The organism is Paenarthrobacter sp. NPDC018779 (assembly GCF_044391085.1).
Lineage (GTDB): Bacteria > Actinomycetota > Actinomycetes > Actinomycetales > Micrococcaceae > Arthrobacter.
This window is the reverse complement of sequence record NZ_JBIRZS010000018.1, coordinates 15,117-35,975: the sequence shown is the minus strand read 5'-3', so window position 1 is coordinate 35,975 and position 20,859 is coordinate 15,117. Positions and strand designations below refer to the sequence as shown.

At 63.5% G+C, this 20,859-nt stretch carries 20 protein-coding genes; 6 read left to right on the top strand and 14 right to left on the bottom strand.

Annotated elements, in window-relative coordinates; genetic code table 11:
• Positions 1 to 52: 52 nt before the first annotated feature.
• Positions 53 to 1,534 (bottom strand): amino acid permease, encoded by a 1,482-nt coding sequence (locus tag ACH488_RS16745; protein ID WP_397325696.1) that lies wholly within the window; start codon positions 1,532 to 1,534, stop codon positions 53 to 55.
• 238 nt (positions 1,535 to 1,772) lie between these two features.
• Complete coding sequence (locus tag ACH488_RS16740; RefSeq protein WP_397325695.1) at positions 1,773 to 2,714, bottom strand: aminodeoxychorismate lyase; 942 nt, start codon at positions 2,712 to 2,714, stop codon at positions 1,773 to 1,775.
• A gap of 85 nt (positions 2,715 to 2,799) precedes the next feature.
• Here ACH488_RS16740 and cls point away from each other — a divergent pair, with 85 nt between their 5' ends.
• Positions 2,800 to 4,272, top strand: coding sequence for a cardiolipin synthase (cls, locus tag ACH488_RS16735; protein WP_397325694.1), 1,473 nt, complete (start codon positions 2,800 to 2,802; stop codon positions 4,270 to 4,272).
• 21 nt (positions 4,273 to 4,293) lie between these two features.
• Here the strand turns inward: cls and pabB are convergent, their stop codons facing one another.
• The 3 genes from pabB to ACH488_RS16720 form a co-directional block, all read right to left on the bottom strand.
• Positions 4,294 to 6,393 (bottom strand): aminodeoxychorismate synthase component I, encoded by a 2,100-nt coding sequence (gene pabB, locus ACH488_RS16730; protein ID WP_397325692.1) that lies wholly within the window; start codon positions 6,391 to 6,393, stop codon positions 4,294 to 4,296.
• Positions 6,390 to 6,938, bottom strand: coding sequence for a low molecular weight protein-tyrosine-phosphatase (locus ACH488_RS16725; protein WP_397325691.1), 549 nt, complete (start codon positions 6,936 to 6,938; stop codon positions 6,390 to 6,392). Before ACH488_RS16725 ends, pabB begins: the two co-directional genes overlap by 4 nt.
• Positions 6,939 to 7,045: 107 nt before the next feature.
• Positions 7,046 to 7,654, bottom strand: coding sequence for a TetR/AcrR family transcriptional regulator (locus ACH488_RS16720; RefSeq protein WP_397325690.1), 609 nt, complete (start codon positions 7,652 to 7,654; stop codon positions 7,046 to 7,048).
• A gap of 99 nt (positions 7,655 to 7,753) precedes the next feature.
• Here ACH488_RS16720 and ACH488_RS16715 point away from each other — a divergent pair, with 99 nt between their 5' ends.
• Positions 7,754 to 8,065 carry a hypothetical protein gene (locus ACH488_RS16715; protein WP_397325689.1) on the top strand — a complete coding sequence of 104 codons (312 nt, stop codon included), beginning with the start codon at positions 7,754 to 7,756 and terminating at the stop codon, positions 8,063 to 8,065.
• A gap of 79 nt (positions 8,066 to 8,144) precedes the next feature.
• Here the strand turns inward: ACH488_RS16715 and ACH488_RS16710 are convergent, their stop codons facing one another.
• Genes ACH488_RS16710 through ACH488_RS16700 form a run of 3 tightly spaced genes read right to left on the bottom strand, consistent with a single transcriptional unit; the run spans position 8,145 to position 11,544 of the window.
• Positions 8,145 to 9,092 carry a ribokinase gene (locus tag ACH488_RS16710; RefSeq protein ID WP_397325688.1) on the bottom strand — a complete coding sequence of 316 codons (948 nt, stop codon included), beginning with the start codon at positions 9,090 to 9,092 and terminating at the stop codon, positions 8,145 to 8,147.
• Entirely contained in the window at positions 9,089 to 10,522 is a 1,434-nt protein-coding gene (locus ACH488_RS16705) for an MFS transporter (protein WP_397325687.1), read from the bottom strand. Before ACH488_RS16705 ends, ACH488_RS16710 begins: the two co-directional genes overlap by 4 nt.
• Entirely contained in the window at positions 10,522 to 11,544 is a 1,023-nt protein-coding gene (locus tag ACH488_RS16700; protein WP_397325686.1) for a nucleoside hydrolase, read from the bottom strand. The genes ACH488_RS16705 and ACH488_RS16700 overlap by 1 nt, the downstream gene beginning before the upstream one ends.
• 245 nt (positions 11,545 to 11,789) lie before the next feature.
• Between ACH488_RS16700 and ACH488_RS16695 the strand changes: the two genes are divergently transcribed.
• Complete coding sequence (locus ACH488_RS16695) at positions 11,790 to 12,773, top strand: LacI family DNA-binding transcriptional regulator (RefSeq protein WP_397325749.1); 984 nt, start codon at positions 11,790 to 11,792, stop codon at positions 12,771 to 12,773.
• Between the two features lie 3 nt (positions 12,774 to 12,776).
• Here ACH488_RS16695 and ACH488_RS16690 read toward each other — a convergent pair whose 3' ends face one another.
• The gene (locus ACH488_RS16690; RefSeq protein WP_397325685.1) at positions 12,777 to 13,403 is read right to left on the bottom strand and encodes a LysE family transporter; all 627 of its coding nucleotides are present in this window, start codon (positions 13,401 to 13,403) and stop codon (positions 12,777 to 12,779) included.
• 169 nt (positions 13,404 to 13,572) lie between these two features.
• Between ACH488_RS16690 and ACH488_RS16685 the strand changes: the two genes are divergently transcribed.
• The 3 genes from ACH488_RS16685 (at position 13,573) to ACH488_RS16675 (ending at position 16,439) form a co-directional block, all read left to right on the top strand.
• Positions 13,573 to 14,664 (top strand): DNA polymerase IV, encoded by a 1,092-nt coding sequence (locus ACH488_RS16685; RefSeq protein WP_397325684.1) that lies wholly within the window; start codon positions 13,573 to 13,575, stop codon positions 14,662 to 14,664.
• A gap of 309 nt (positions 14,665 to 14,973) precedes the next feature.
• Positions 14,974 to 15,384, top strand: coding sequence for a hypothetical protein (locus ACH488_RS16680; RefSeq protein WP_397325683.1), 411 nt, complete (start codon positions 14,974 to 14,976; stop codon positions 15,382 to 15,384).
• A 614-nt stretch (positions 15,385 to 15,998) separates the two neighbouring features.
• Positions 15,999 to 16,439 (top strand): hypothetical protein, encoded by a 441-nt coding sequence (locus ACH488_RS16675; RefSeq protein ID WP_397325682.1) that lies wholly within the window; start codon positions 15,999 to 16,001, stop codon positions 16,437 to 16,439.
• 45 nt (positions 16,440 to 16,484) lie between these two features.
• Here ACH488_RS16675 and ACH488_RS16670 read toward each other — a convergent pair whose 3' ends face one another.
• The 5 genes from ACH488_RS16670 to ACH488_RS16650 form a co-directional block, all read right to left on the bottom strand.
• The gene (locus tag ACH488_RS16670; protein WP_397325681.1) at positions 16,485 to 17,468 is read right to left on the bottom strand and encodes an aldo/keto reductase; all 984 of its coding nucleotides are present in this window, start codon (positions 17,466 to 17,468) and stop codon (positions 16,485 to 16,487) included.
• Positions 17,469 to 17,476: 8 nt separating this feature from the next.
• Positions 17,477 to 18,718, bottom strand: coding sequence for an RNA polymerase sigma factor (locus ACH488_RS16665; RefSeq protein WP_397325680.1), 1,242 nt, complete (start codon positions 18,716 to 18,718; stop codon positions 17,477 to 17,479).
• Positions 18,719 to 18,721: 3 nt separating this feature from the next.
• The gene (locus tag ACH488_RS16660; protein WP_397325679.1) at positions 18,722 to 19,081 is read right to left on the bottom strand and encodes a YciI family protein; all 360 of its coding nucleotides are present in this window, start codon (positions 19,079 to 19,081) and stop codon (positions 18,722 to 18,724) included.
• A gap of 208 nt (positions 19,082 to 19,289) precedes the next feature.
• Positions 19,290 to 20,105, bottom strand: a complete 816-nt coding sequence (locus ACH488_RS16655; protein WP_397325678.1) for a class I SAM-dependent methyltransferase — start codon at positions 20,103 to 20,105, stop codon at positions 19,290 to 19,292.
• 116 nt (positions 20,106 to 20,221) lie between these two features.
• Complete coding sequence (locus ACH488_RS16650) at positions 20,222 to 20,785, bottom strand: MarR family winged helix-turn-helix transcriptional regulator (protein ID WP_397325677.1); 564 nt, start codon at positions 20,783 to 20,785, stop codon at positions 20,222 to 20,224.
• Positions 20,786 to 20,859: the final 74 nt, after the last annotated feature.

The window sequence follows — 20,859 nt, the reverse complement described above, 5'->3', positions numbered from 1 at the left end:
CGTTGGGAGCCTGCTTGGTCCGCTTCCGCAGCCGGCAGGGTCAGGGGCCCAGTTAGTCCTTCGCCGCAGCCTCCAGGTCCCCCTCCGTACCCGCCAGAGCGAGTTTCCGCCGTCGTCCGTATTTGAAGTAGAAGAAGCCGTAACAGGCGCCAACAAAGGGGACGCCGAACAGCAGTGCGGCCACCTGGTTGGGGTCGAATGCGATGCCCACCAAGGACACCACACAAAGCGCGAAGGCCACGATCGGCACCAACGGGAACAGCGGTGCCCGGTAGGCGAGGGTGGAAGGGTCCCCGCCGTTCCGCACGAACGTCCGCCGGTACATGAAATGTGATGCCACGATCGACATCCACACACCCACAGTGGCGAAGCCGGCAATTGACACCAGCACCAAGTACACCGTTGCGGGAGCCACGATGCTGCTGATCAAGGATGCCAGGCCACCGAGCATGCTCACGCAGAGTGCCACGAGCGGGATGCCGCGCTTGGTCAGTTTCCGGAAGGCCTTGGGCGCGTGGCCTTCGTCGGCCAGCGAGAACAGCATCCGCGCGCAGGAGAAGAGGCCGCAGTTGCCCGCGGACAACAAAGCCGTGATGATCACGAAGTTCATGATGTCGGCGGCGAATGGAATGCCCAGCATGGAAAAGACCGTGACGAACGGACTCTCATCCACGCTGACCTTCTCGTAGGGGATGGTGGCGGCAATGACGGTGATGGCGCCGACGAAGAAGATCAGGAGTCGGATGACCGTGGTGCGCATGGCCTTGGGGATGTTCTTGGCGGGGTCGGCCGTTTCGCCGGCAGCGACGCCGATCAGTTCCGAGCCCGAGAAGGCGTAGAACACCGCGAGGCACGTGACGAACACGCCGGTGAAACCGTTGGGGAACAACCCCTGGTCCGTGGAGAAGTTCTCGGTCAGGGACGGATATCCGCCGGCGGCCATCGGGTGGAAGCCAAACAGGGCGGCGCCGCCCAGGATGATCAGGCCGACGACGGCGGCAACCTTGATCAGCGCGAACCAGAACTCCGATTCGCCAAAGACACGCGATGAAATGGCATTCAGTGTGAACAGGACGGTGGCGAACACGAAGCACCAGATCCAGACATCGACGCCGGGGAACCACCGTTGCATCAGGAGCCCGGCGGCGGTGAACTCCGAGCCGAGGGCCACAGCCCAACACAGCCAATAGAGCCAGGCTGTGGCAAAGCCCGTGGCCGGCCCGATGGTCCGGGCAGCGTAGATGTGGAATGCGCCGGAGACGGGGAACGCGACGGCGAGTTCCCCGAGGCAGGCCATGACCAGGTAAACCACCAAGGCGCCAATGAGGAACGCGATCACGGCTCCCAGCGGCCCGGCGGTGGCGATGGTGTAGCCGGAACTGACGAACAGGCCTGATCCGATGACGCCTCCCATGGCAATCATCACCAGGTGCCGGGCCTCCATGGACCGGCGGAGACCTGAGGTGGAGGCGCCTTGTTCCGAGGACACCTCGGTTGCCGATGCTTCGGCGTGTGTGGGGGAGCTGAGTCCCATATTCCCTCCGGGAAGTTGGACGGCAAAGTCTGAAGGCAGTGCCAGGTGGGAGTGACCCAACTAACACGAGAACAAGGTTCATCACATGGGGACGGCCCAGTTCAAGGAGGATAAGGAACACGAATGAACGCATGCGGCAGCCATTGCCGAGCATAAGAGTTCCTCATCAAAAGGTAACGCGAGCGATTACTTTACTTGCTGCCTGCTAAGTTCCAAGCGGGCAGTCTTCACCCGCGGCCTACTCGATGCCGGCGAACAATTCGTTGAGTTCGGCCGTCAGCTGCTTGCGTATGGCCGGCGAGCCGATCTCCTTGCCGTTGATGTGGTTCACGGGCGCGATCAGCCGGATGCTGGAAATCAGCCACACAGCATCCGCGTCGAACAGATCCTGCGGCTCCAGCGGACCATAGCCGAGCTCCCAGCCCGCAGCCTTCGCCGCTGCGAACAGCGCCCCCTGGGAGGTACCCGGCAGGATGCCGCTGTCCAGCTGCGGGGTGATGAGGCGACGGACCGTCCGGACTGAACCGTCGCCGTCGTCGATCTTCTCCACATGGGCCAGCAGCACAGTGGACGTCGGGCCCTCCAGGACGCGACCATCCGTCGAAGTGAAGATGGCATCGTCCGCGCCCTGTTTGTGGGCGTAACGGAGGGCGGCCATGTTCACGGCATAGGACAACGTCTTTGCGCCCAGCAGCAGCCAGGGTGCGCGCTCGCCGGCTTCGGTGTCGAAGCCGCGGTCAAGAAGAACGACGTCGATGCCCGTCTCCCGCTGCCGGCGGCTGCCCGCGGGTGAGGGCGAAGCCTGGACCCAGCAGGTGGGGCTCGTGGCACCCTCCACACCCCGGGTGACCAGCAGCTTGACGACTACCTCGTCCTCTTCCGGCGTCGGAGCAGGGTGCGTGGAACGGAACTCGGTAATCGCCGTCCCGATGGCCTTGCGCCATGATTCCTGGTCGGGAAGGGCCAGGTCCAGTGCGGCTGCGGAACTGCCCAAACGGTTCAGGTGCGCCTGGACTTTGCGCGGACGGCCTTGGACCGCAAGGAGTGATTCAAAGACTCCATCGCCGCGGGTCGCTCCCAGGTCCGTAGCCATGAGCTGGGGTTGGCTGGAATCGGCAATCCGGCCGTTTTCGAAGGCAGGATCAAGGAAAACGAGGACCGTCGGCGCTGGAGAAGTCATGTTCCCAGCTTAGTGGCGCCTTCCCGCGCGGGCGGGCGGATAGGCTGTGGTCAACGTTGGTTGTTGGACCGTGGGGGTTTCTCGAGTGCTTTTTCCGTTTCCGCTTGGCCCTGAGTGGACGTGGCTTCTGGGTGTGTGGGCCATCGCGGAAGTCATCATGCGCATCGTCCTGCTGGGCATCATCCCGGGCAACCGGCGCCCAACAACGGCCATGGCCTGGCTCCTTGCGGTCTTTTTGGTTCCATCCGTCGGCTTTGTCCTCTTCCTGCTGTTCGGCAACTTCAAGTTGTCCAAGCGCAGGCGGGAACAACAGGAGGCCGTCAACCATCGGGTACGTTCGGTCACCTCGGAGCTGGCGGACCCGGCCAGCGTGTACTCCGGCCCGGAATGGGTGAAGTCTGCCAGCGAACTGAACCACCGGCTCGGCTCGTTGCCCATGGTGGACGGCAACAAAGTGGAGCTCATTCCCGGCTACCAGGAATCCATCAAAGCGATGACCGAGGCCATCAAGGGTGCCACGAGCTACGTCAACGCCGAGTTCTACATCATGAGCAGCGACTTCGTGACGGACGGCCTCCTCACGGAACTGGAAAAGGCCGCAGAACGCGGCGTCACTGTCAGGCTGCTCTTCGACCACATCGGCACGCTCCGGATCAAGGGGTACCGCCGCCTGGTACGAAGGCTCAAGGCCAGCAAGATCCAGTGGAGGCCCATGCTGCCGCTGCTGCCCATCCACGGCCAGTGGCGCCGGCCGGACCTGCGTAACCACCGGAAGATCCTGGTGATCGATGGTGTCCTCGCGTTCAGCGGATCCCAGAACCTGATTGAGCCGTCCTACAACAACCCCAAGCACCGCAAGGCAGGACGGAAATGGGTGGAGCTCATGGCCCGCTTGGAAGGCCCGATCGTCCCTACCCTCAACGTGGTGTTCGCTACGGACTGGCTCAGCGAAACCGACGAGTCGTTGGAGGACCAGCTACGGTTGCCCACCGAGCCAAACCCGGGGCACGTCACGGCACAGGTGATCCCCAGTGGCCCCGGGTTCTCAACGGAGAACAACCTGCGCCTGTTCAACACCCTGATCTACTCTGCGCAGCACCGCATTTCCATCTGCAGCCCGTACTTCGTCCCGGACGATTCCCTGCTCTACGCGATCACGACGGCCGCGCAGCGCGGAGTGGACGTGGAGCTGTTCGTGTCCGAGAAGGGCGATCAGTTCCTGGTCCACCACGCCCAGCGCTCCTACTACGAAGCCCTCCTGGACGCCGGTGTCCGCATCTACCTGTACCGTGCCCCGTACGTCCTCCACGCCAAGCACTTCACCATCGACGACGAGGTGGCCGTCCTGGGTTCCAGCAACATGGACATGCGCTCCTTCTCCTTGAACATGGAGGTTTCGGTGATGCTCCTGGGCTCCGAAACCGTGGACCTCATGCGGGCCGTGGAATCCACGTATCGCGAGGTGTCCCGTGAGCTTACCCTCGAGGATTGGGTGCACAGGCCCCCACTGGCCAAGTATGTGGACAACGTCGCGAGGCTGACCGCGACCCTCCAGTAACCGGCCAGGAGTCCTGTATTCCTAGGAAGGGAAGTCTGCACCCAAGGTAGACAGCACGCCAAACGCCTTGGTCCGGATTTCCTCGTACTCGTCGTCCGGCGTCGAATCGGCCGTGATGGCCCCGCCAATGCCCAGGCTCAGCGTGCGTCCGCTACCGCCGTCGGGGTTGACTACCAAGGTGCGGATCACCACCGCGAGGTCCGTCGCGGCGTTCATCGAGAAATAGCCCACGGCGCCCGAGTAGACCCCGCGTGGCCCCGACTCCAGCCGGTCGAGGATGTCCATGGTGCTGATCTTCGGTGCGCCCGTCATGGAACCGGCGGGGAACGCGGCGGCCACTGCTTCGGCGCGGGGAGCTCCGGGCCTCAGCTGTGCGTCGATGGTGCTGACCATCTGGTGCACGGTGGCGTAGCTTTCGATCGCGCACAGCCTGCTCACCGTCACTGAACCAGGCACGGCATAGTGGCTGAGGTCGTTCCGGAGCAGGTCCACGATCATGATGTTCTCCGCCCGGTCCTTGAGCGAGGCCTCCAACTCGTGCCGCAAACGGATGTCTTCGCCGTCATCGGTGGACCGGCGCCGGGTGCCCTTGATCGGCTCGGCGCGCATGCCGCCGTCGGACAGGATCCTCAGGAAGCGTTCGGGAGAGGTACTGGCAATCGCCAGGCCGCCAAACCGCAGGAAGCTGGCGAACGGTGCCGGGTTCCGGCGCCGCAACGCCAGATAGGCCTGCCACGGATCCAGCTCACCGGCCGACGCCTCAAGCGTGGTGGTGAGGCAGATTTCGTACGAGTTGCCCTCGCCTATTTCATGCTGGGCTTCGCCGATCTTGCGCTTGTAGTCGGTGGCGGAGTCGCGGCACTCGAACGCAGAACCCACGACGGCGGCCTGGCCGCCCGGCGTTATCGGGACGCCGGCCGCACGGCGTCCGTGGCCTGGATGGACCGTGGCTGGATGCACACCGCCGCCGTGTCCTGCCGAAGCAGCCGCAACGGCGGTGCGGGCCGCGCTGAACCAGGCATCGGCGTCGGGCGCTTCCAGGGCGAGCAGCCACACGGTGTGCTCCCGATGATCCAGGACCACGGCGCGTCCAGCGAAGAGCAGCGCAGCGTCAGGGGTGTCCGCGCGGACATCGTTGCCGCCCGTTTCCCGTTTGAGTTCGTAGCCGAGATAGCCGAGCCAGCCGAGTGTGAACTGGCCATCGTAGCCCTCGGGGGCACGCACGGCGCGGCGGCCCCAGACCATATCCAGCCACCGGAAGAACGGCCCGGAGGTGCGCACGGTTGCCGAACCGGCGGTCACCAAAGTAGTCCCGGATTGGTGCTGTACCGACTGGCCGAACGTCCCGCCGTCGTCCGCGAGGATGCTGAAACGGCTGCGTGAGGCGGCCTGCGTTCCACCCGTGATGGCCGTCGCCGCGTTGGAGGAGTCCAGCCAGGCGGCGTTGTCCGAGGAACCGTACAACTCGTTGAACAGCGCCTCGGCATCAGGGGACGCCGGGATCATTTCAGATCGGAGCTGGAGGCCGCGCCGGGCGCTCAGCTCCGGGGACAGGAGGCGGGTCAGCGGCGAAAGGTACGTCATGGCCTGCAGGACGTCGGTGGGGGCGCTGCCATCGGCAGAGTTCTGCACGCGAATGTCTGCGGCCTCGGCGACGGGGTCGGTGGTGAGCCAGGCGTCTTCCTGCGCGGCCCACGAGTCCCAATATGGCTCGTAGGTGCCGCCGTCCCGGTCCAACGCCCGACGGCGGCGGTCCTCACCCGGTGATTCCACCCACACAACGGCGTCCAGCATGGGCCGGGCGGCTTCGGCGGCCGCCCCGACGCCTTCCACAATGACGATTTCCGCGGGCAGGGTGACCTGCGCCCGGCCGTCTGCGTGGTTTTCCCAGTCCCAGCTGACCCATTCGGCGGCGTGGCCGTTACGGAGCGGCCCAAGGACGGTATCCACATAACGTTCGATGCCCGTTGCCAGCCCGTTCCATCCCGGGTAGATGTCCTCGAGGTGGAACAGGGATACCTTGTGGTGCTCCCGAAGGCGTGCGGCCAACTCGACGGCGAGCGTTGTTTTGCCTGCGCCGGACCGCCCGTCGACAGCAATGATCACGGGTGCAGGGGTCATGACATAGAGGTTACCTGCTGGTGCTCGCTTCCTTGGTTGGCCAGCGCTGCCTTGACATGGCGCACGATTCCGGGCAGGGCGCCCTTGATGAGCGTCCACGTGTTGTCGAAGTCGGTGTGGCCGCCGTACCAGGGGTCCTCAATGCCCAAATCGAGGGAACTCCGGCCTGCCATGAGGGGGTCGAAGCTGCGCAACATCCGCACCCTTTCCAGTGACTCGTGGTCCGGTGCGCCTTCCTGGAGCCAGCCGAAATGGTCAACGTCCAGCGCAAGGATGAGGTCGCGTTCGGAGAACCATTCGCGCCGCCATTCCCTGGCAACATGGTCCTCGGAGGCTATGTGTTGGGCTGCCAGGACGCGGGCTGCGCGGGGGTCAATGGGGTGTCCCACCTCGTACCCCGTGGTGCCTGCGGAGTCCACTTCAACCAGGTCGCCGAGCCCTTCCGCTTCGAAGGCTTCGGCCAGCATGAGTGCTGCCATGGGTGAGCGGCAGATGTTTCCTGTGCAGACCGTAATGATGCGGTATGGGCTCGTCGTTGAGTACATGGTGCAAGCATGATTCATGGAACCCCTGCTTGGCTAGTGGGTTAGTCCACACGAAAGTCATTTTCAGTGACTGATCTGTCATACGGGGTGACAAGTGGTAGTGGACCCTAGGAAACGGGGGTACTCTCCGCTGCTTCGGCGGCCAGCGCGGAGGCGGCCAGGTAGACGGTCCGTACGACGGCGGCACGCCGCTTTTGTGCCCTGCCCGGGTCATCGCCAACCATCAGGCCGTCCAGCGCGGGCAATACGGGCGCGGAGTCGCAGAGGCTCACGATGGTGATGAGGAGGTCTCCGGCGTCCTCCCTTGAGACCCCCGGAAGGGCGGCTATGGTGCTGTTCACTTTCGACGCACAGTTGGCCATACGCTTGGGCAGTCCCACCACTTCGGTTCCCCGTTCGAGGCCCTCCCAGAACAGGAGGCGTGGGGCGGTCGCGTCCTTTTGGTGATGGTCGAAGAGGCGGCCGGCGTAGTCGGCCATGGCCTCGGGGCCCGCGCCTTCGATGGGGACCTCGTCCATCAGCGTGCTCAGGGCGTTGACGATTACGGCGTCGAAGAGGGCGTTTTTGTTGCCGAAGTACTGGTAGATCCGCTCCTTGTTGACTCCGGCTTCGGTGGCGATCCGATCAATGCGCGCACCGGCCAAGCCGCGCGCGCAGAACTCGGACGTTGCAGCCTCCAGCAGTAGTCCCTTGGTCCGCTCTGTGTCCCACGCCATAGGGTCATATTACCAGTTTCCAACCAGGTGGTTGTAATTGCTTCGATGCCCGGTTATGGTAGTCCCAAGCCAATTGCAACTATCTGGTTGGAGAATCCGATGACCGCCCCTGCCTCACCCGAAACCACTGCCGTACCCGCTGCTGCACCGGCCCGTCCGCCGATGCCTTCGATCCACACCCGCGCCCTCATTACTTGGCTCGCGATCTTCCCGCTGGTTTCGATCGGCATGCTCGCCCTTGGCCCGATCATGGAACCGTGGCACCCCGTGTTCCGCGCCATGCTGTTGACGGCGCTCGTGGTCCCGTTGGCCGTGTACGTGGTGGTCCCGCGGCTCATGGCAGGCCACGGACACCTTTCCCGCAAAGCCGTAGAGCGCGCCGCGCAGCGAGCAGCCCGCAGGTCCGCTTAACCCAAGTAGGGGACAGCACTCGTTCCACTGAAGCCTCAGTGGAACGAGTGCTGTCCCCTACTTGGGTGCCGGGCTGGGACTAAGATCCCCGCAGTTGCTCGACTTCCTCGAGGGTTGCGTACGCCGCTTGGGTACCCTTCTTCGTCGCGGCGAGGGCTGCTGCCACGGAGGCGAAGGACGCGGCATCGGCCAGTGAATCACCCGCGGCCAGGCGTGCGGCCACGGCACCCGTGAAGGCGTCGCCCGCACCGGTGGTGTCGACGGCGGAGACCCGGGTGGGAGCGATCCGCGTGAGTTGATCCTGGGAGCCAACGGCCAGCGAATCCAAAACCACCGAACCCTGCGAGCCCAGTGTTACGAGCACCCGCTGCAGGCCGCGGTCTGCGAACTGGCTGCGCACCGGCTCCCATGCCTCGGCATCCGCGTCAGCGGAGGGGATATCTGCCTCGGAACCAAGGAACAGTGCAGCCTCGTGGGCGTTCACCAGCAGCACGTCGCTCAGGCCCGCCAACAACTCAGGCACCTCAGCGTAGGGCGAGAGGTTCAGCAGGACCGTTGCTCCGGCGTCGTGCCCGGCCTGGGCGGCGGCTACCACCGCATCGATGCCAACCTCCAGGCAAAGGCACACCACGGCAGCGTCGCGGAAGGCGTCAAAATCGATGTCCATCGGTGACAGTGTGCCGTTGGCGCCTGCCGAGATGATGATGCTGTTCTCGCCGTTCGCGTCCACCGAAATGACTGCCACTCCCGTGGAAGTGTCCGAACGCCTGACGCGCGAAACGTCGACGCCGGCACCCGCCGTCGATTCAAGGAGCATGGTGCCGTTGGGGTCATCGCCCACGGCGCCGATCAGGGTCACGTCGCCGCCCAGCTTGCTCGCAGCGACGGCCTGGTTGGCGCTCTTGCCGCCCGGGTTCACGGCGAAGCCGTTGCCGTGGACGGTCTCGCCGGGATGCGGAAGCCGCTCGGTGTAGATGGTCAGGTCCGCATTGAGCGAGCCTACGACGACGATTCCGGACTTGCTCACGCAGCCACCTCTTGGTCTTCGGTCACCTCGGCGTCGACGGGCTTCGGGATCAGCAACGACGCCGCGAACGCAGCGAAGGTGATGGCGAAACCAACGACGACGACGGTCAGGTAGGACGCTTTCGCGTCACCCAACGCTGAGGTCGCTACCAGGACGGCGGGAAGAACCAGGAAGCTCAGGCCTGCGCCGAGGTTGAAGGCACCCGCATTCATGCCGGGCAGGAAGCCGGGGTTGCCCTTGGGCGAGAGGACCACGCCAAGTCCGTTCAGCATGATGTTGACGGTACCGGCGTACATGATGCCCAGCAAGGCCGTGCCAACGATCATCATCGGGAGGTTGCTGAGCCCGAACAACGCGATGATCCCCAAGGCGACGAGGCTGCCGATGAGCCCGATGCGGAGCACCTTGGTGTATCCGAGGACAGGTGCCAGGCGACCGCTGATAGGACCGAAGACCCACCCCAGCAGGGCGTAAGGCGTCAGGATCATGAGGGACATTTCGGTGGGGCCCACGCCGAAGCCGGGATCCGCGGCCTGCACGAACGCCGGAACGATGCCGTTGATCACCGCGAAGATGCCGGTCATGGTCAGGGTGGTGGTCAGCAGGGGAGCCCACGTGGAGCGCTGGCGCAGGTGCACGGTTTCCACCATCGGCTGCTTGGCGCGCTTCTCCACGGCCCAGAACGCGGCGAACGCGGCCACGGCAACGATGGTGAGGCCGACGGCGAGGGCCAGCGTGCCGCCGTCGAACGCCGAGGCGAGCTTGGAGCCCTCGTTCAGGGCGGTGAGCAGGGCACCCACGGCGATGACGATGAAGAACACACCGAGCCAGTCCATGGTGGTGCCCGCGGCAGGCTTGCTCTCGCTGGCCAGGAATGCGATCAGAGCCGTTGCCACAACAGCCAGGGCAACCATCAGCCAGAAGATGCTGCGGAAGCCGAAGTTCTCGGCGAAGTAGCCGCCCACGAAGGAGTCGACGCCGGCCACGCCACCGTTGACCGCCGTGATGAGGCCCATGAGTGCGCCGTACTTGCGCGGGTTGCTCACGGCGGAGCGGAGCATGATGAGGCACAGCGGGACCGTTGGCCCGCTGACGCCCTGGATGATGCGGCCAACGAAGAGCCACGTTACGTCGGGAGCCAAGGCGGCGATGACCGAACCGACGGCCATCAGGATCATCATGCCCAGCAGGATCTTCTTGCGGCCAACAATGTCGCTGAGGCGCGGAAGGAACAGGGAGAACAGGGCCGCGGCCGTGAAGAACCAGGTCTGCGAAAGGCCGATGGTTGCCTGGTCGGTCTGGAGCTCGTTACCCATGGTCACCAGTGCCGGGCTGAGCATGGAGGCGTTGAGCTGGAAGGCCACGCAGGCTGCCAGCAGGGCGACCATGAGGGCGGTGACGTTGCCCTTGGCTGTTGTCTGAGTGCTCATTACTTTGCCTCTTCCGTGACGAGGGCCCCGGCGGTGACCCGCGCACTTGCGGGGGTGTCGCCGTCGAGCGTTGGTTCGCCGATGCGTTCAATCGCGTCGGTGACCAAATCCCAGAACTTCTTGTGGTCCAGGTCCACCGCGACCGAGGTGTGGCAGTCTTCGGGGGCGGGCGCGCGGAAGTCGGCCACCGTCATGCCGAGGGTGAGCTTGCCCTGCAGCTCGATGTCCACGGGGACCTTGCGGGTGGTCATGGCCGTGGGATCGATGACGTAGGCGACGGCGCAGGGATCGTGCACCGGCGGGAAGTCGAAGCCCTGGGCATCCTTGTAGGTCTTCTTGAAGAACTCCATGAGCTCCAGGACGAACTTGGCTGGCTTGGTACCGATCTTCGCGATGTTCGCCACCACCTCGTCCGTGGCCAGCGCCTGGTGCGTGAGGTCCAGGCCCACCATCACCACGGGCCACTTCTCGTTGAACACGATGTGGGCGGCCTCGGGGTCGATGATGATGTTGAACTCTGCCACCGCGCTCCAGTTGCCCACGTGGTAGCCGCCGCCCATGAGGACAACTTCCTTCACGCGCTCCACGATGCGCGGCTCCTTGCGGGCGGCCATCGCGATGTTGGTCAGGCCCGCTGTGGGAACCAGGGTGACCGTGCCCGGCTCATGCGCCATGACGGTTTCGATGATGAGGTCGACGGCGTGGCGCGGGTCCAGCTCGATGGCGGACTCGGGCTGCTCTGGGCCGTCCATGCCGGAGTCGCCGTGGATGCTGGGGGCGGTTTCGATGGTCCGGACCAGGGGGCGGTCGCAACCGGCAGCGAAGGGAACGCCCGTGATGCCCGCGATCGTGGCGACGGAAAGTGCGTTGCGGGTGACCTTCTCGAGGGTTTGGTTGCCCACCACGGTGGTCACGGCCAACAGTTCGATGTCCGGGTTGCCGTGAGCCAGCAGCAATGCCACTGCGTCGTCATGGCCGGGGTCGCAATCAAGAATGATCTTTTTGCGGGTGTTCGTTTCCACGTTCTCTCCACGTCATTGGGGCCTGTCCGGTTTGGGTTTGTTCTGCGGTAGCCCCGGCGCCGGACAGGGCGCTAAGCATTCAGGGGAATCATGGCACTGGTTACCGGGTCACGTCAAACGCTTAACGCGGAGAACGTCAAGCGCTTGATGCCATGTTCTGCGCGAGACGGGTGCAACAACGTTAAGATCGATGCATGGATACCCCGGATCACCTCGGCAAACGCGCGCCACGAGTCACGGCGGCAATGGTTGCCGCGCGGGCAGGGGTTTCGACGGCGACAGTCTCCTTGGTTGCCAACGGCAAGACGCAAGGCAGGGTTTCCGAGGACAACATTTCGCGGGTCCGGACCGCGATCGCCGAACTAGGCTACGTCGTGGATAGCATTGGCAGTTCCTTGGCCCGCGGTGTCAGCTCGATTGTCATCCTGGTAACGCCTGACGTGTCCAACCCCTTCTTCGCCAACGTGATCGCAGGCGTCCGGGAATCCCTGGGCTCCGAGTACCAGCTGCTGCTGTCCGTCACGGATGCCGGCGAGTCACCGCAGGCCGATGACGTGCGGAAACTCCTTGCGCTCCGGCCGGCAGGGCTTCTTGTTGGTGCCCCCAGCGCAGAATTCCTTCAGGACCTGTCTGCGGCAGGACCGCTGGTTCTGCTCGATGCGCCGGGCCTGGAATCCTACGCACCATCGGTCAACCTCGACGTCGCCCAAGGAGCCCGAGAGCTTGCCCGGCATCTGGCTGCCGCCGGGAACATCCGTGCCGCCTACGTGGACGGCATCACGGGAACGGCCACGTTCCAACTTCGGCGCGATGCGTTCCTTGACGAAGCCTTTGCCTGCGGGCTTGCTGTTTCTGAGGAGCACATCATCAGCACATCGATCGACGTCGGAGCTGCCGCGGCTGCCTTTGCCGAAGCGTGGCCTGCTTGGCGGCGTGAGGGGGTGACCGCCGTCGTATGTGGCACCGATACCCACGCCTATGGCGTGCTGCAGGAAGCGCGGGTGGAAGGTGTGCGCATCCCCGGTGAGCTGGCCGTGGCCGGGTTCGACGACCTGCCGTACTCCGCCACGAGCAACCCGGGCTTGACCACCGTACACCTGCCCGCGACGCCGCTGGGCCGCAAGGCAGGGGAACAGCTGAGGGGACTCATTGAAGGGGTGCCGTTGGCTGAGCCCCACGTGACGCTGGAGAGCTCGTTGGTGGTTCGTGGATCGACGGTTTCCGGCTGAGCGCTAGTGGATGACCGCCAGCAGGATGCCCACCAGGACGAACAGGCAGCCGAAGATCCTGTTGAGGATGGTTTGCCCGCGCTGATCGTGGGTAAACCGCTGGAATGACCGGGCGGCGAGGGCGAAGAAGAACCACATCACCATGATGTCGATCGCCAGGACGGTAGCGGTCAGCACCACGTATTGCTGCACCAAGGGCTGGTCCGGGCGGATGAACTGGGGCATGAACGCCAGGAAGAACACGATTGCCTTGGGGTTCAGCAGGTTCACCCAGATACCGCGTTGGAACATGGAGAGTGCCGGCTCGTTCTTCTTGTCCTGGACTTCTTCCTTGTCCAGATCAGGTTTGTGGAGGAACTGCCGGATGCCCAAGTACACGAGGTAGGCCGCGCCCGCGTACCGGATGATGTTGAAGATCAGCGGCGAATTGGAAACAAGGACGCCCACGCCGAGGGCGACGATCACAATGTGGATGACCAAAGCCACCTGTTGGCCAAGGATGCCCCAAATGGAGCGTCGGAACCCCGAATTGAGCGAGTTGCTCATGGTGAAGATTGCACCGGCGCCGGGAGTGAAACTGATCAGGGTGCCGGCGCCAACCAAGGCCAGCCAAAGGGAAAATTGCACCATCTCAGCTTATGCCGGTGAAATGGGTGGTCCGGACGGGGCCTTGGCTGGATTCGTGTACCGCTACCACCCACTTTGCCGCCGCCAGCCAGGGAATGCACCCCAAACAGGTTGATTTCCGCCGCGGAGGAGCCCAAAGAAGGTCGTGAAGGTACAGCCAAGGCAGCCAGCAATGGGGCAGACTAATCCCGTGAGCGGAATCCCGTGGGTCCTGCACGTCGATCTCGACCAGTTCATCGCTGCCGTCGAAATCCTGCGGCGGCCTGAGCTCGCCGGGAAGCCCCTCATTGTGGGTGGTCGGGGAGATCCGACGGAACGGGCAGTAGTTTCAACGGCGTCCTATGAAGCGCGCGCTTTCGGCGTCGGTTCGGGCATGCCGCTTCGCATCGCGGCCCGCAAAGTTCCAGACGCCATCATCCTGCCTGTCGACCATGAGGCGTATCTCGCGGCATCGGAGGTCGTGATGCAAACCCTCCGCGAGCAGCCCGGTGCCACTGTCCAGGTGCTTGGCTGGGACGAAGCCTTCGTGGGGGTCACCACGGAAGACCCGGAGGCCTATGCCAAGCAAATCCAAGCGGCAGTCCTTGAAAACACGCAACTACACTGCAGCGTCGGCATCGGTGACAACCTGGTCCGTGCCAAGAATGCCACGGACTTCGGCAAACCCGCTGGTACCTTCCGCCTGACCAACGAGAACTGGCTCGAAGTCATGGGGGACAAACCGACCATCGGGCTCTGGGGCGTCGGACCCAAGATTTCCAAACGGCTCGCCGCCCACGGCATCACCACGGTCAAAGAACTCGCCGCCATCGACCCGAATGACCTGGTTCAGGAGTTTGGCCCGAAGATGGGGCCTTGGTATGCGCAGCTAGGGCGGGGAGATGGCGCCACGGAGGTGGACGATACCCCGTGGGTTGCCCGCGCCCACGGCCGTGAAACCACCTTTCAGCAGGACCTCACAGAGACAGTCCAAATCGAGGATGCCATCAAGGAACTCACCGCCCGGGTCCTCGAAGACGTTGCTGCCGAGGGGCGCCCGGTGGTTGGGCTGACGCTCAAAGTTCGCTACAAACCGTTCTTCACCAAGACCTATGCGAAGAAGATCCCGGAGACCTTCGACCGGGACGAAGTCCTCACTCAAGCCCTGAACCTCACCGGCAAAATGGAACCGGACCGCCCAATCCGCCTCCTGGGACTCCGCGCCGAAATGGCCATGCCGGACGACGCCCGCCAAGGCCACACTCCCACGCGCAGCGGCTGGTAAGCCAGACGCCGGGAAAGTACGACGTCGGCCAGTTGCCTACCAGCGCGGACTGTGACTCGGGGATAGTGCTCAGAATCTTGGTATCGTCCGCCCCGTGAAGCGTGATGCTAAATAATTCATAAAGATTCTAAAATTCTGCGTCACGATTCTGTGATTCCTGTTTTGAGTCCGCAAAAGATATTCAGCTTATTTTCAACTCTGTCCTCGATGCGACGACGGGGTTGAAGAGGATATTGAATCAATGGTTGAAATATTGTGGCCGATAGTATTATTCTCGACGTGGGGTTCCCGCCATGAAATGGAGGGAAAATGCATGTTGCAATATTGAAAATGAGGGCTGTTCGTCTTCCTGTCTTGGCGTGTTGCGTCGGGTTGCTTCTCATGTTCGTCTCGCCCGCCGGTCAAGCATCTTGGAATTACCGGTATTTCGAGGGCGAAAGCTTTGCCAATAACTACTGGTCCAGTGCGGTCGGAACCGACTCCGGCGGTCGTGTTTACACGGGTATGGGGGCGGCTGGTTACGGATTCAGCAACTATGAATATTCTGCGAGTTATGACGGTGCGACAGGTTACTGGATCTCCGCAGCATCTGGAGACGCGGGCAGTTGGACCAACAACTGGTCGACCTTGCACTACAGCGCATTCCAAGAGTGCTGGTGGAACTCCAATTATTCCAATCCTGGGCAGCCGGTGATGACCTGTGAGCAGTTTCGCGATTGACCACTAGCTAGGACTTCTGAGGAGAAAATAATGAAAAGAGTTTCTAAGGCCCTTTCATTGGCATGCATCCCAGTGGCAGGGATCGTCATTGGCGTTTCGCCGGCCATGGCTCAGCAAGTGACCAGTCTTGACGCTTCCACTCTTGTCCCCGTGCTGGCTTTGCCTCAAGGGCTGCCGGACTTGGAAATTGAGAAGTCTCTTCCAGGGCAAGCTGCCGTTGACTCTGCCAGTGTTCGCCTTCTTGGAGAAGACGCGAACGCCCGGTATTCCGTTGCGCAAGCAGACGTGGGACGACAGATCTGCATCATCGTCCAGTTGCGCAATGCGAGTGCCGTCGGGGGATCCTCGTGCACAACGAAAGAACGGTTTGCGCAATCAGGGGTGAGGGTTGGCGTTCAGGAGAATGGAGGGACCTCTGTTGTTGTCTACCTGCTTCCCGGCGACGTTGACGCAGTTCCTGCTGGGGCCGGGGAGGGGCTCGTCGGTAGATACGTGAGTAACCTTGTCGTGCAATCGGGCGGTACCGGAAGCTCAAAGCCCATTGATCTCGACCGGCGAAATAGTAGTGTCAAGTACAGTTTCAGTGAGCTGCCCTTGGCCTTTAAGTAGCGTCCATGATGCATTTGAAGGTCCGCTCGGCTTCCATGTCAGTCTTGGCACTGCTCGTCGTCCTGGTCGTTGGCTACATTGGTGTCCAATCGGAGGGAATGGTGAACGGGTACCTGTTTGATTTCGGCGGGATTCCGGCGGTGTCAATTACTCGACGTTTCCCGTGGGAGCTTCAGGTAGCCACTATTCTGATAAGTTTTGCGGCGGTCGTGACATACCGCAGGTTTGCGGTAGACCGAAGTACAAAACTGTGGGTGTTGGCCGCGCTCGTCATAGCAGCGGTTCTGTCTGTGATTTTCTATGAGCCCATCCACACAACAAGAACAAGCCTGCTCGCCATGGCGTTCATCAAGGGCGGCGCTTCACCTCTCATATTGGGGATGATCGCCGCTGTTTCAGCCGACATCATCAATAGCAAACGTCAGCTCGCCCACGTCGGGGGATAGGGTAAATGTGGCGGCGCCAGGGACCTGGCGCCGCCACATTTATGCCTACCAGCGCGGGTGGATCGCCTCGCGGAAGTAGCGATCGTAGATCTCGCGTACTCCCGGAGAGAGCCCCGCCCCGACGGAAGACAACGACCCAGCTTCGGCATTGGCAGCGGCCTGCTCAGCCGAACGCGCACCGGGAATGACGGAAGTGACGCCGTCCTGCGCGATGACCCAGGCGAGGGCCGCTTGTGAGGTGGTGATGCCGTCGGGAACCAGTTGGCTGAACTCCTGCGCGGCCTTGACGCCGATGGCGAAGTCCACGCCCGAGAAGGTCTCCCCGACGTCGAAAGCTGCGCCGGTCCGGTTGTAGTTCCGGTGGTCGTTCTCAGCAAACGTTGTCTCGGTGGTGTATTTGCCGGACAACAATCCGGAGGCCAGAGGGACCCGGGCGATGATGCCTACGCCGGCTTCCTTCGCGGCAGGCAGGACCTCGTCGAGCGGCTTCAGGCGGAAGGCGTTGAGGATGATCTGCACGGTTGCGGTGTTGCCCCGTTTGATGGCTTCGAGGGCCTCGTCGGTGCGTTCGACGCTGACGCCGTAGTTGCGGATGGCTCCTTCGCTAACCAGGGTGTCCAAAGCGTCGTAGACCTCGGAGTTGCTGTAAACGGCGGTGGGCGGGCAGTGCAATTGGACCAAGTCAAGGGTGTCCTGCTGCAGGTTCTGCCTCGAGCGGTCGGTCCAGGCGCGGAAGTTGGCCAGGGTGTAGTTTTCGGGAACCTGGTCCACGCGGCGGCCCATCTTGGTGGCCACGGTGATGTCCAGGTCCGGGTTGTCCTGCAGGAAGCGTCCAATGATCTGTTCGCTGCGGCCATCACCGTACACATCGGCGGTGTCGAAGAAGTTGACGCCTGCCTCCACGGAAGCTTCGAGGACCGCCAAGGCGTCTTCTTCGCTCACCGCGCCCCAGTCCGCTCCAAGTTGCCACGTGCCCAGGCCGACGGTGGAGACTGACCGGCCGGTTTTGCCAAGAATGCGCTGTTCCATGGTCTCGACTATATGTTGCCGTCGCTGTTGTTTTGAGCGGCGTCCAAATCCGCCACCTTGCCCATCAAGTACCGTCGCTCCTGCAGGCTGCCGGTTTTCTTCGCGGCTGACAGATACGCAGAACGGGCTTCGACAGGCAGCCCGGCCAGCTCCAGCAAGTGCCCGCGCACGGCGTCCAGGCGGTGCCCGCGACCCAGCGCGGGATCCAAGCCGGATAAGAGCTGCAAAGCCACAACCGGCCCCTCGACGCGCGCCACGGCGACGGCCCGGTTCAACGTCACCACAGGGCTGGGGGCCACGGCTTCCAAGACTGTGTACAGCGCCACGATCTGCGGCCAGTCCGTCTCTGCATCAGAAGCCGCCTCGGCATGGACAGCGGCGATTGCGGCCTGCAGTTGATAGGGACCGGGACGCCCACGGCCCAGGACGGAGGTCAGTAACGCAATGCCCTCCGCGATCTGCCCGCCATTCCAAGTACTCCGGTCCTGCTCCGCCAAGGGCACCGGAGTACCGTCCGGCCGGGCTCGAGCAGCGCGGCGGGAATCCGTGAGCAGCATCAGGGCCAACAGAGCCCCAGCTTCCGGCTCACCCGGCACCGCGGCAACCAGCAGGCGGGTCAACCGGATCGCTTCGGTGGTCAGGTCCTCACGCTGCAGCGACTCACCGGAGCTTGCGGCGTAACCCTCGTTGAAGATCAGGTACAGGACGTGAAGTACGACGCCGAGCCTCGCCTTCCGCTCGGAGGGTGCCGGTTGCTCGAACCGGCCGCCGGCCTTCTGGATCGTTTGTTTCGCGCGGCTGATTCTTTGTCCCATGGTCGCTTCGGGGACCAGGAAAGCGGAGGCGATTTGCGCCGTCGTGAGTCCACCTACTGCGCGGAGCGTCAAGGCGAGCTGCGACGGTGCCGAGAGGGCCGGGTGGCAGCAGAGGAATATGAGGGTGAGGGTGTCGTCGGCAGCTGAAACGGGCACGTCGACTTCCATGGCCGCCACGCGGTCTTCCCGGGCGCGCCGGGCGGAGTCACTGCGCCAGGCGTCGATCAACCTTCGGGACGCGACGGACAACAGCCAGCCCTTGGGGTTATCCGGCATTCCGGACGGCCACTGCATCGCGGCTTCGAGGAGGGCTTCCTGAACGGCGTCCTCGCAGACGTCGAACTGCCCGTGTTTACGGACCAGCACGCCAAGGACCTGCGGCGCGAGTGTGCGCAGCAGGTCCTCGATTCGGGTGTCCCGCGGGGGCTGGGTCAAAGGCTAGACCTCCGGCGGGCCGGCCGGGATGGCTCGGAGCTCCACTACCTGCGAGTACTTCACAATGCTGGAACAGATCTCCACGGCCCGTTCCTCGCTGGCAACGTCCACCACCCAGTACCCCACCAGGGACTCCTTGGCTTCCGCGTAAGGCCCATCGGTGGTGATGACGCCGTCCGGGGTTTGCTTGACGAGCTTCGCGGTGCTGCCATCGGCGAGTCCGGCGTTGAACACGAGCTCTCCGGACTCGGTGAGGTCCTTGTCGATCTGGATCATGAAACCGATCATTTCCTTGACCCACTCCGGATCGGCGGTTTCCATCATGCCCTCGGCCGAACCGAACATCATGATCATGTATTTCATCTCGAACTCCTTGTTGAGGGGCTCCCTGTCTGGGAGCCTTCACTCATAAGTCGGAACCGGGCGGGACATTTCTACATGGCATCGGAAATACTTTTTGGTGGCGCGTACCTTCACCACCAACATTGGTGGCGCAAGAGCGGAAATGCCACCAGAAAGGGTTGATTTGACGCCTGCTGGGCTTCAATCAAGGTAGTGGAGGTACAGCCACTTAGGCCCTCGCAATGACTTCCCCGTTCGGGATGAGGAAGAAGCCATCCTCCGTGGCCCCCCAACGGTGCCAACCGGCGGCGATCCGGGCGAGATCGGCTTCATTGGCGAAGCCATACTCCAAAGCCTGCTCGGCGAAGGCGGAGTGCAGCACCCGTTCGCTCCACACCCGTGACTGCCAAGCGCGCTGCTGTGCCGTGGCGTAGAGCCAGTTGCTGCTGCTCGGGGAAACCTGGGCAAACCCGGCTTGCTGCGCCCACGAAACCAGGCGGCGGCCGGCGTCGGGCTCTGCTCCGTTGCGCCTCGCGATCCTTTGGTAGAGCTCCATCCAGTCGTCGAGCTCGGGGACCTCGGGGTACCAGCTCATGCCGTGGAAATCGGCGTCCCGCACGGCCACGATGGCTCCCGGTTTGGCCACTCTGCGCATTTCCCGCAGGGCCGCTACGGGGTCGGTGAGGTGCTGGAGCACCTGGTGGGCATGGACCAGATCGAACGTTTCGTCCTCGAAGTCGAGATCGTAGATGTTCCCCGTTTGGAAGTCGACGTTCTCCACGCCGCGGTCCTTGGCCAGCTCGGTGGCCTGGGCAATGATGTCCGCCGAGCGGTCCAAACCCGTCACGTGCCCGGGCGAAACCAGCCGCGCGAAATCGCATGTGATGCTGCCAGGTCCACAGCCGACGTCGAGCACTGACGTCCCGGGGGTGAGATGGGGGATAACAAACGCGGCCGAATTCTCGGCTGTCCGTGAGGCGTGGGCCCGGACAACCGACTCGTGGTGCCCGTGGGTATAGACATCTTCAGGCTGCTGCTCGTTCATAGGGAAACGCTACAGCTTGGCCTGTGTGTTTGGGTGGAACGCGTGGGTGGAACGCGGCGCCCAACTGGGGGACAGCACATGTTCCACTGAGCGCTCATTGGGACGTTTGGTGTCCCCTAGTTGGGTTCGGGGCTGGTGGCTTCGTGGCGGGCGTCGATGGTGGCCTCCACCATGTCCGTCATGAAGCGCCGGACCAGGTCCAGTTCCGCTTCACTGTACGCACCCATGGCCTTCCCCATCCGCATGGCCAGGGGAAGGAACATGGCGCTGCCGTCGCGATATGCCTTGGGTGTCATGTGCAGTTGGACTTGGCGGCGGTCCGTGCCAAGGCGCTCGCGGGTGAGGTGCCCGGAGGCGTGCAGGCGATCCACCAACGCGGTGGTTGCGGGGGAGCTAAGCCGCAGTTCGCTGCGCAGCACGCCCGGCGTCACCACGCGGCCGGCAGCCGAGTGGCGCATGACCACTGCCAGCGCATTGAGGTCGGTCCTGTGCATGTCATTGCGGCCGCCCGCCGCGTCTACATAGTGGTTGGCTTCCAGGGTGAAGTCCTGAAGGAGCCGGACAAGGTCTTGGGGAAGGCCCGACGGCGGCCCCGCACCTTCCGGCGCACCACCCACCGAGGCGCGGCCACCGGCATCCGTGGCGGGATCCCTTGGGCGCTCGTCCCACGTATCCGACATCAGCGCCTCCTTATGTCTTTGCTGCCTTCCGGATATTACTCCCCGTCCCCGCCCGGCAGGGCATCGGGGACGAA

What these genes read in the sequence shown, in the direction of transcription:
- ACH488_RS16680 (WP_397325683.1), top strand. Translation starts at nt 14,974, where the DNA reads ATGCATGTTGCAATATTGAAAATGAGGGCTGTTCGTCTTCCTGTCTTG.
- ACH488_RS16675 (WP_397325682.1), top strand. Translation starts at nt 15,999, where the DNA reads ATGATGCATTTGAAGGTCCGCTCGGCTTCCATGTCAGTCTTGGCACTG.
- ACH488_RS16705 (WP_397325687.1), bottom strand. Translation starts at nt 10,522, where the DNA reads ATGAGCACTCAGACAACAGCCAAGGGCAACGTCACCGCCCTCATGGTC.
- ACH488_RS16685 (WP_397325684.1), top strand. Translation starts at nt 13,573, where the DNA reads ATGGGGCAGACTAATCCCGTGAGCGGAATCCCGTGGGTCCTGCACGTC.
- ACH488_RS16725 (WP_397325691.1), bottom strand. Translation starts at nt 6,938, where the DNA reads ATGTACTCAACGACGAGCCCATACCGCATCATTACGGTCTGCACAGGA.
- ACH488_RS16720 (WP_397325690.1), bottom strand. Translation starts at nt 7,654, where the DNA reads ATGGCGTGGGACACAGAGCGGACCAAGGGACTACTGCTGGAGGCTGCA.
- ACH488_RS16655 (WP_397325678.1), bottom strand. Translation starts at nt 20,105, where the DNA reads ATGAACGAGCAGCAGCCTGAAGATGTCTATACCCACGGGCACCACGAG.
- ACH488_RS16740 (WP_397325695.1), bottom strand. Translation starts at nt 2,714, where the DNA reads ATGACTTCTCCAGCGCCGACGGTCCTCGTTTTCCTTGATCCTGCCTTC.
- ACH488_RS16650 (WP_397325677.1), bottom strand. Translation starts at nt 20,785, where the DNA reads ATGTCGGATACGTGGGACGAGCGCCCAAGGGATCCCGCCACGGATGCC.
- ACH488_RS16690 (WP_397325685.1), bottom strand. Translation starts at nt 13,403, where the DNA reads ATGGTGCAATTTTCCCTTTGGCTGGCCTTGGTTGGCGCCGGCACCCTG.
- pabB (WP_397325692.1), bottom strand. Translation starts at nt 6,393, where the DNA reads ATGACCCCTGCACCCGTGATCATTGCTGTCGACGGGCGGTCCGGCGCA.
- ACH488_RS16660 (WP_397325679.1), bottom strand. Translation starts at nt 19,081, where the DNA reads ATGAAATACATGATCATGATGTTCGGTTCGGCCGAGGGCATGATGGAA.
- ACH488_RS16715 (WP_397325689.1), top strand. Translation starts at nt 7,754, where the DNA reads ATGACCGCCCCTGCCTCACCCGAAACCACTGCCGTACCCGCTGCTGCA.
- ACH488_RS16695 (WP_397325749.1), top strand. Translation starts at nt 11,790, where the DNA reads ATGGTTGCCGCGCGGGCAGGGGTTTCGACGGCGACAGTCTCCTTGGTT.
- ACH488_RS16745 (WP_397325696.1), bottom strand. Translation starts at nt 1,534, where the DNA reads ATGGGACTCAGCTCCCCCACACACGCCGAAGCATCGGCAACCGAGGTG.
- ACH488_RS16670 (WP_397325681.1), bottom strand. Translation starts at nt 17,468, where the DNA reads ATGGAACAGCGCATTCTTGGCAAAACCGGCCGGTCAGTCTCCACCGTC.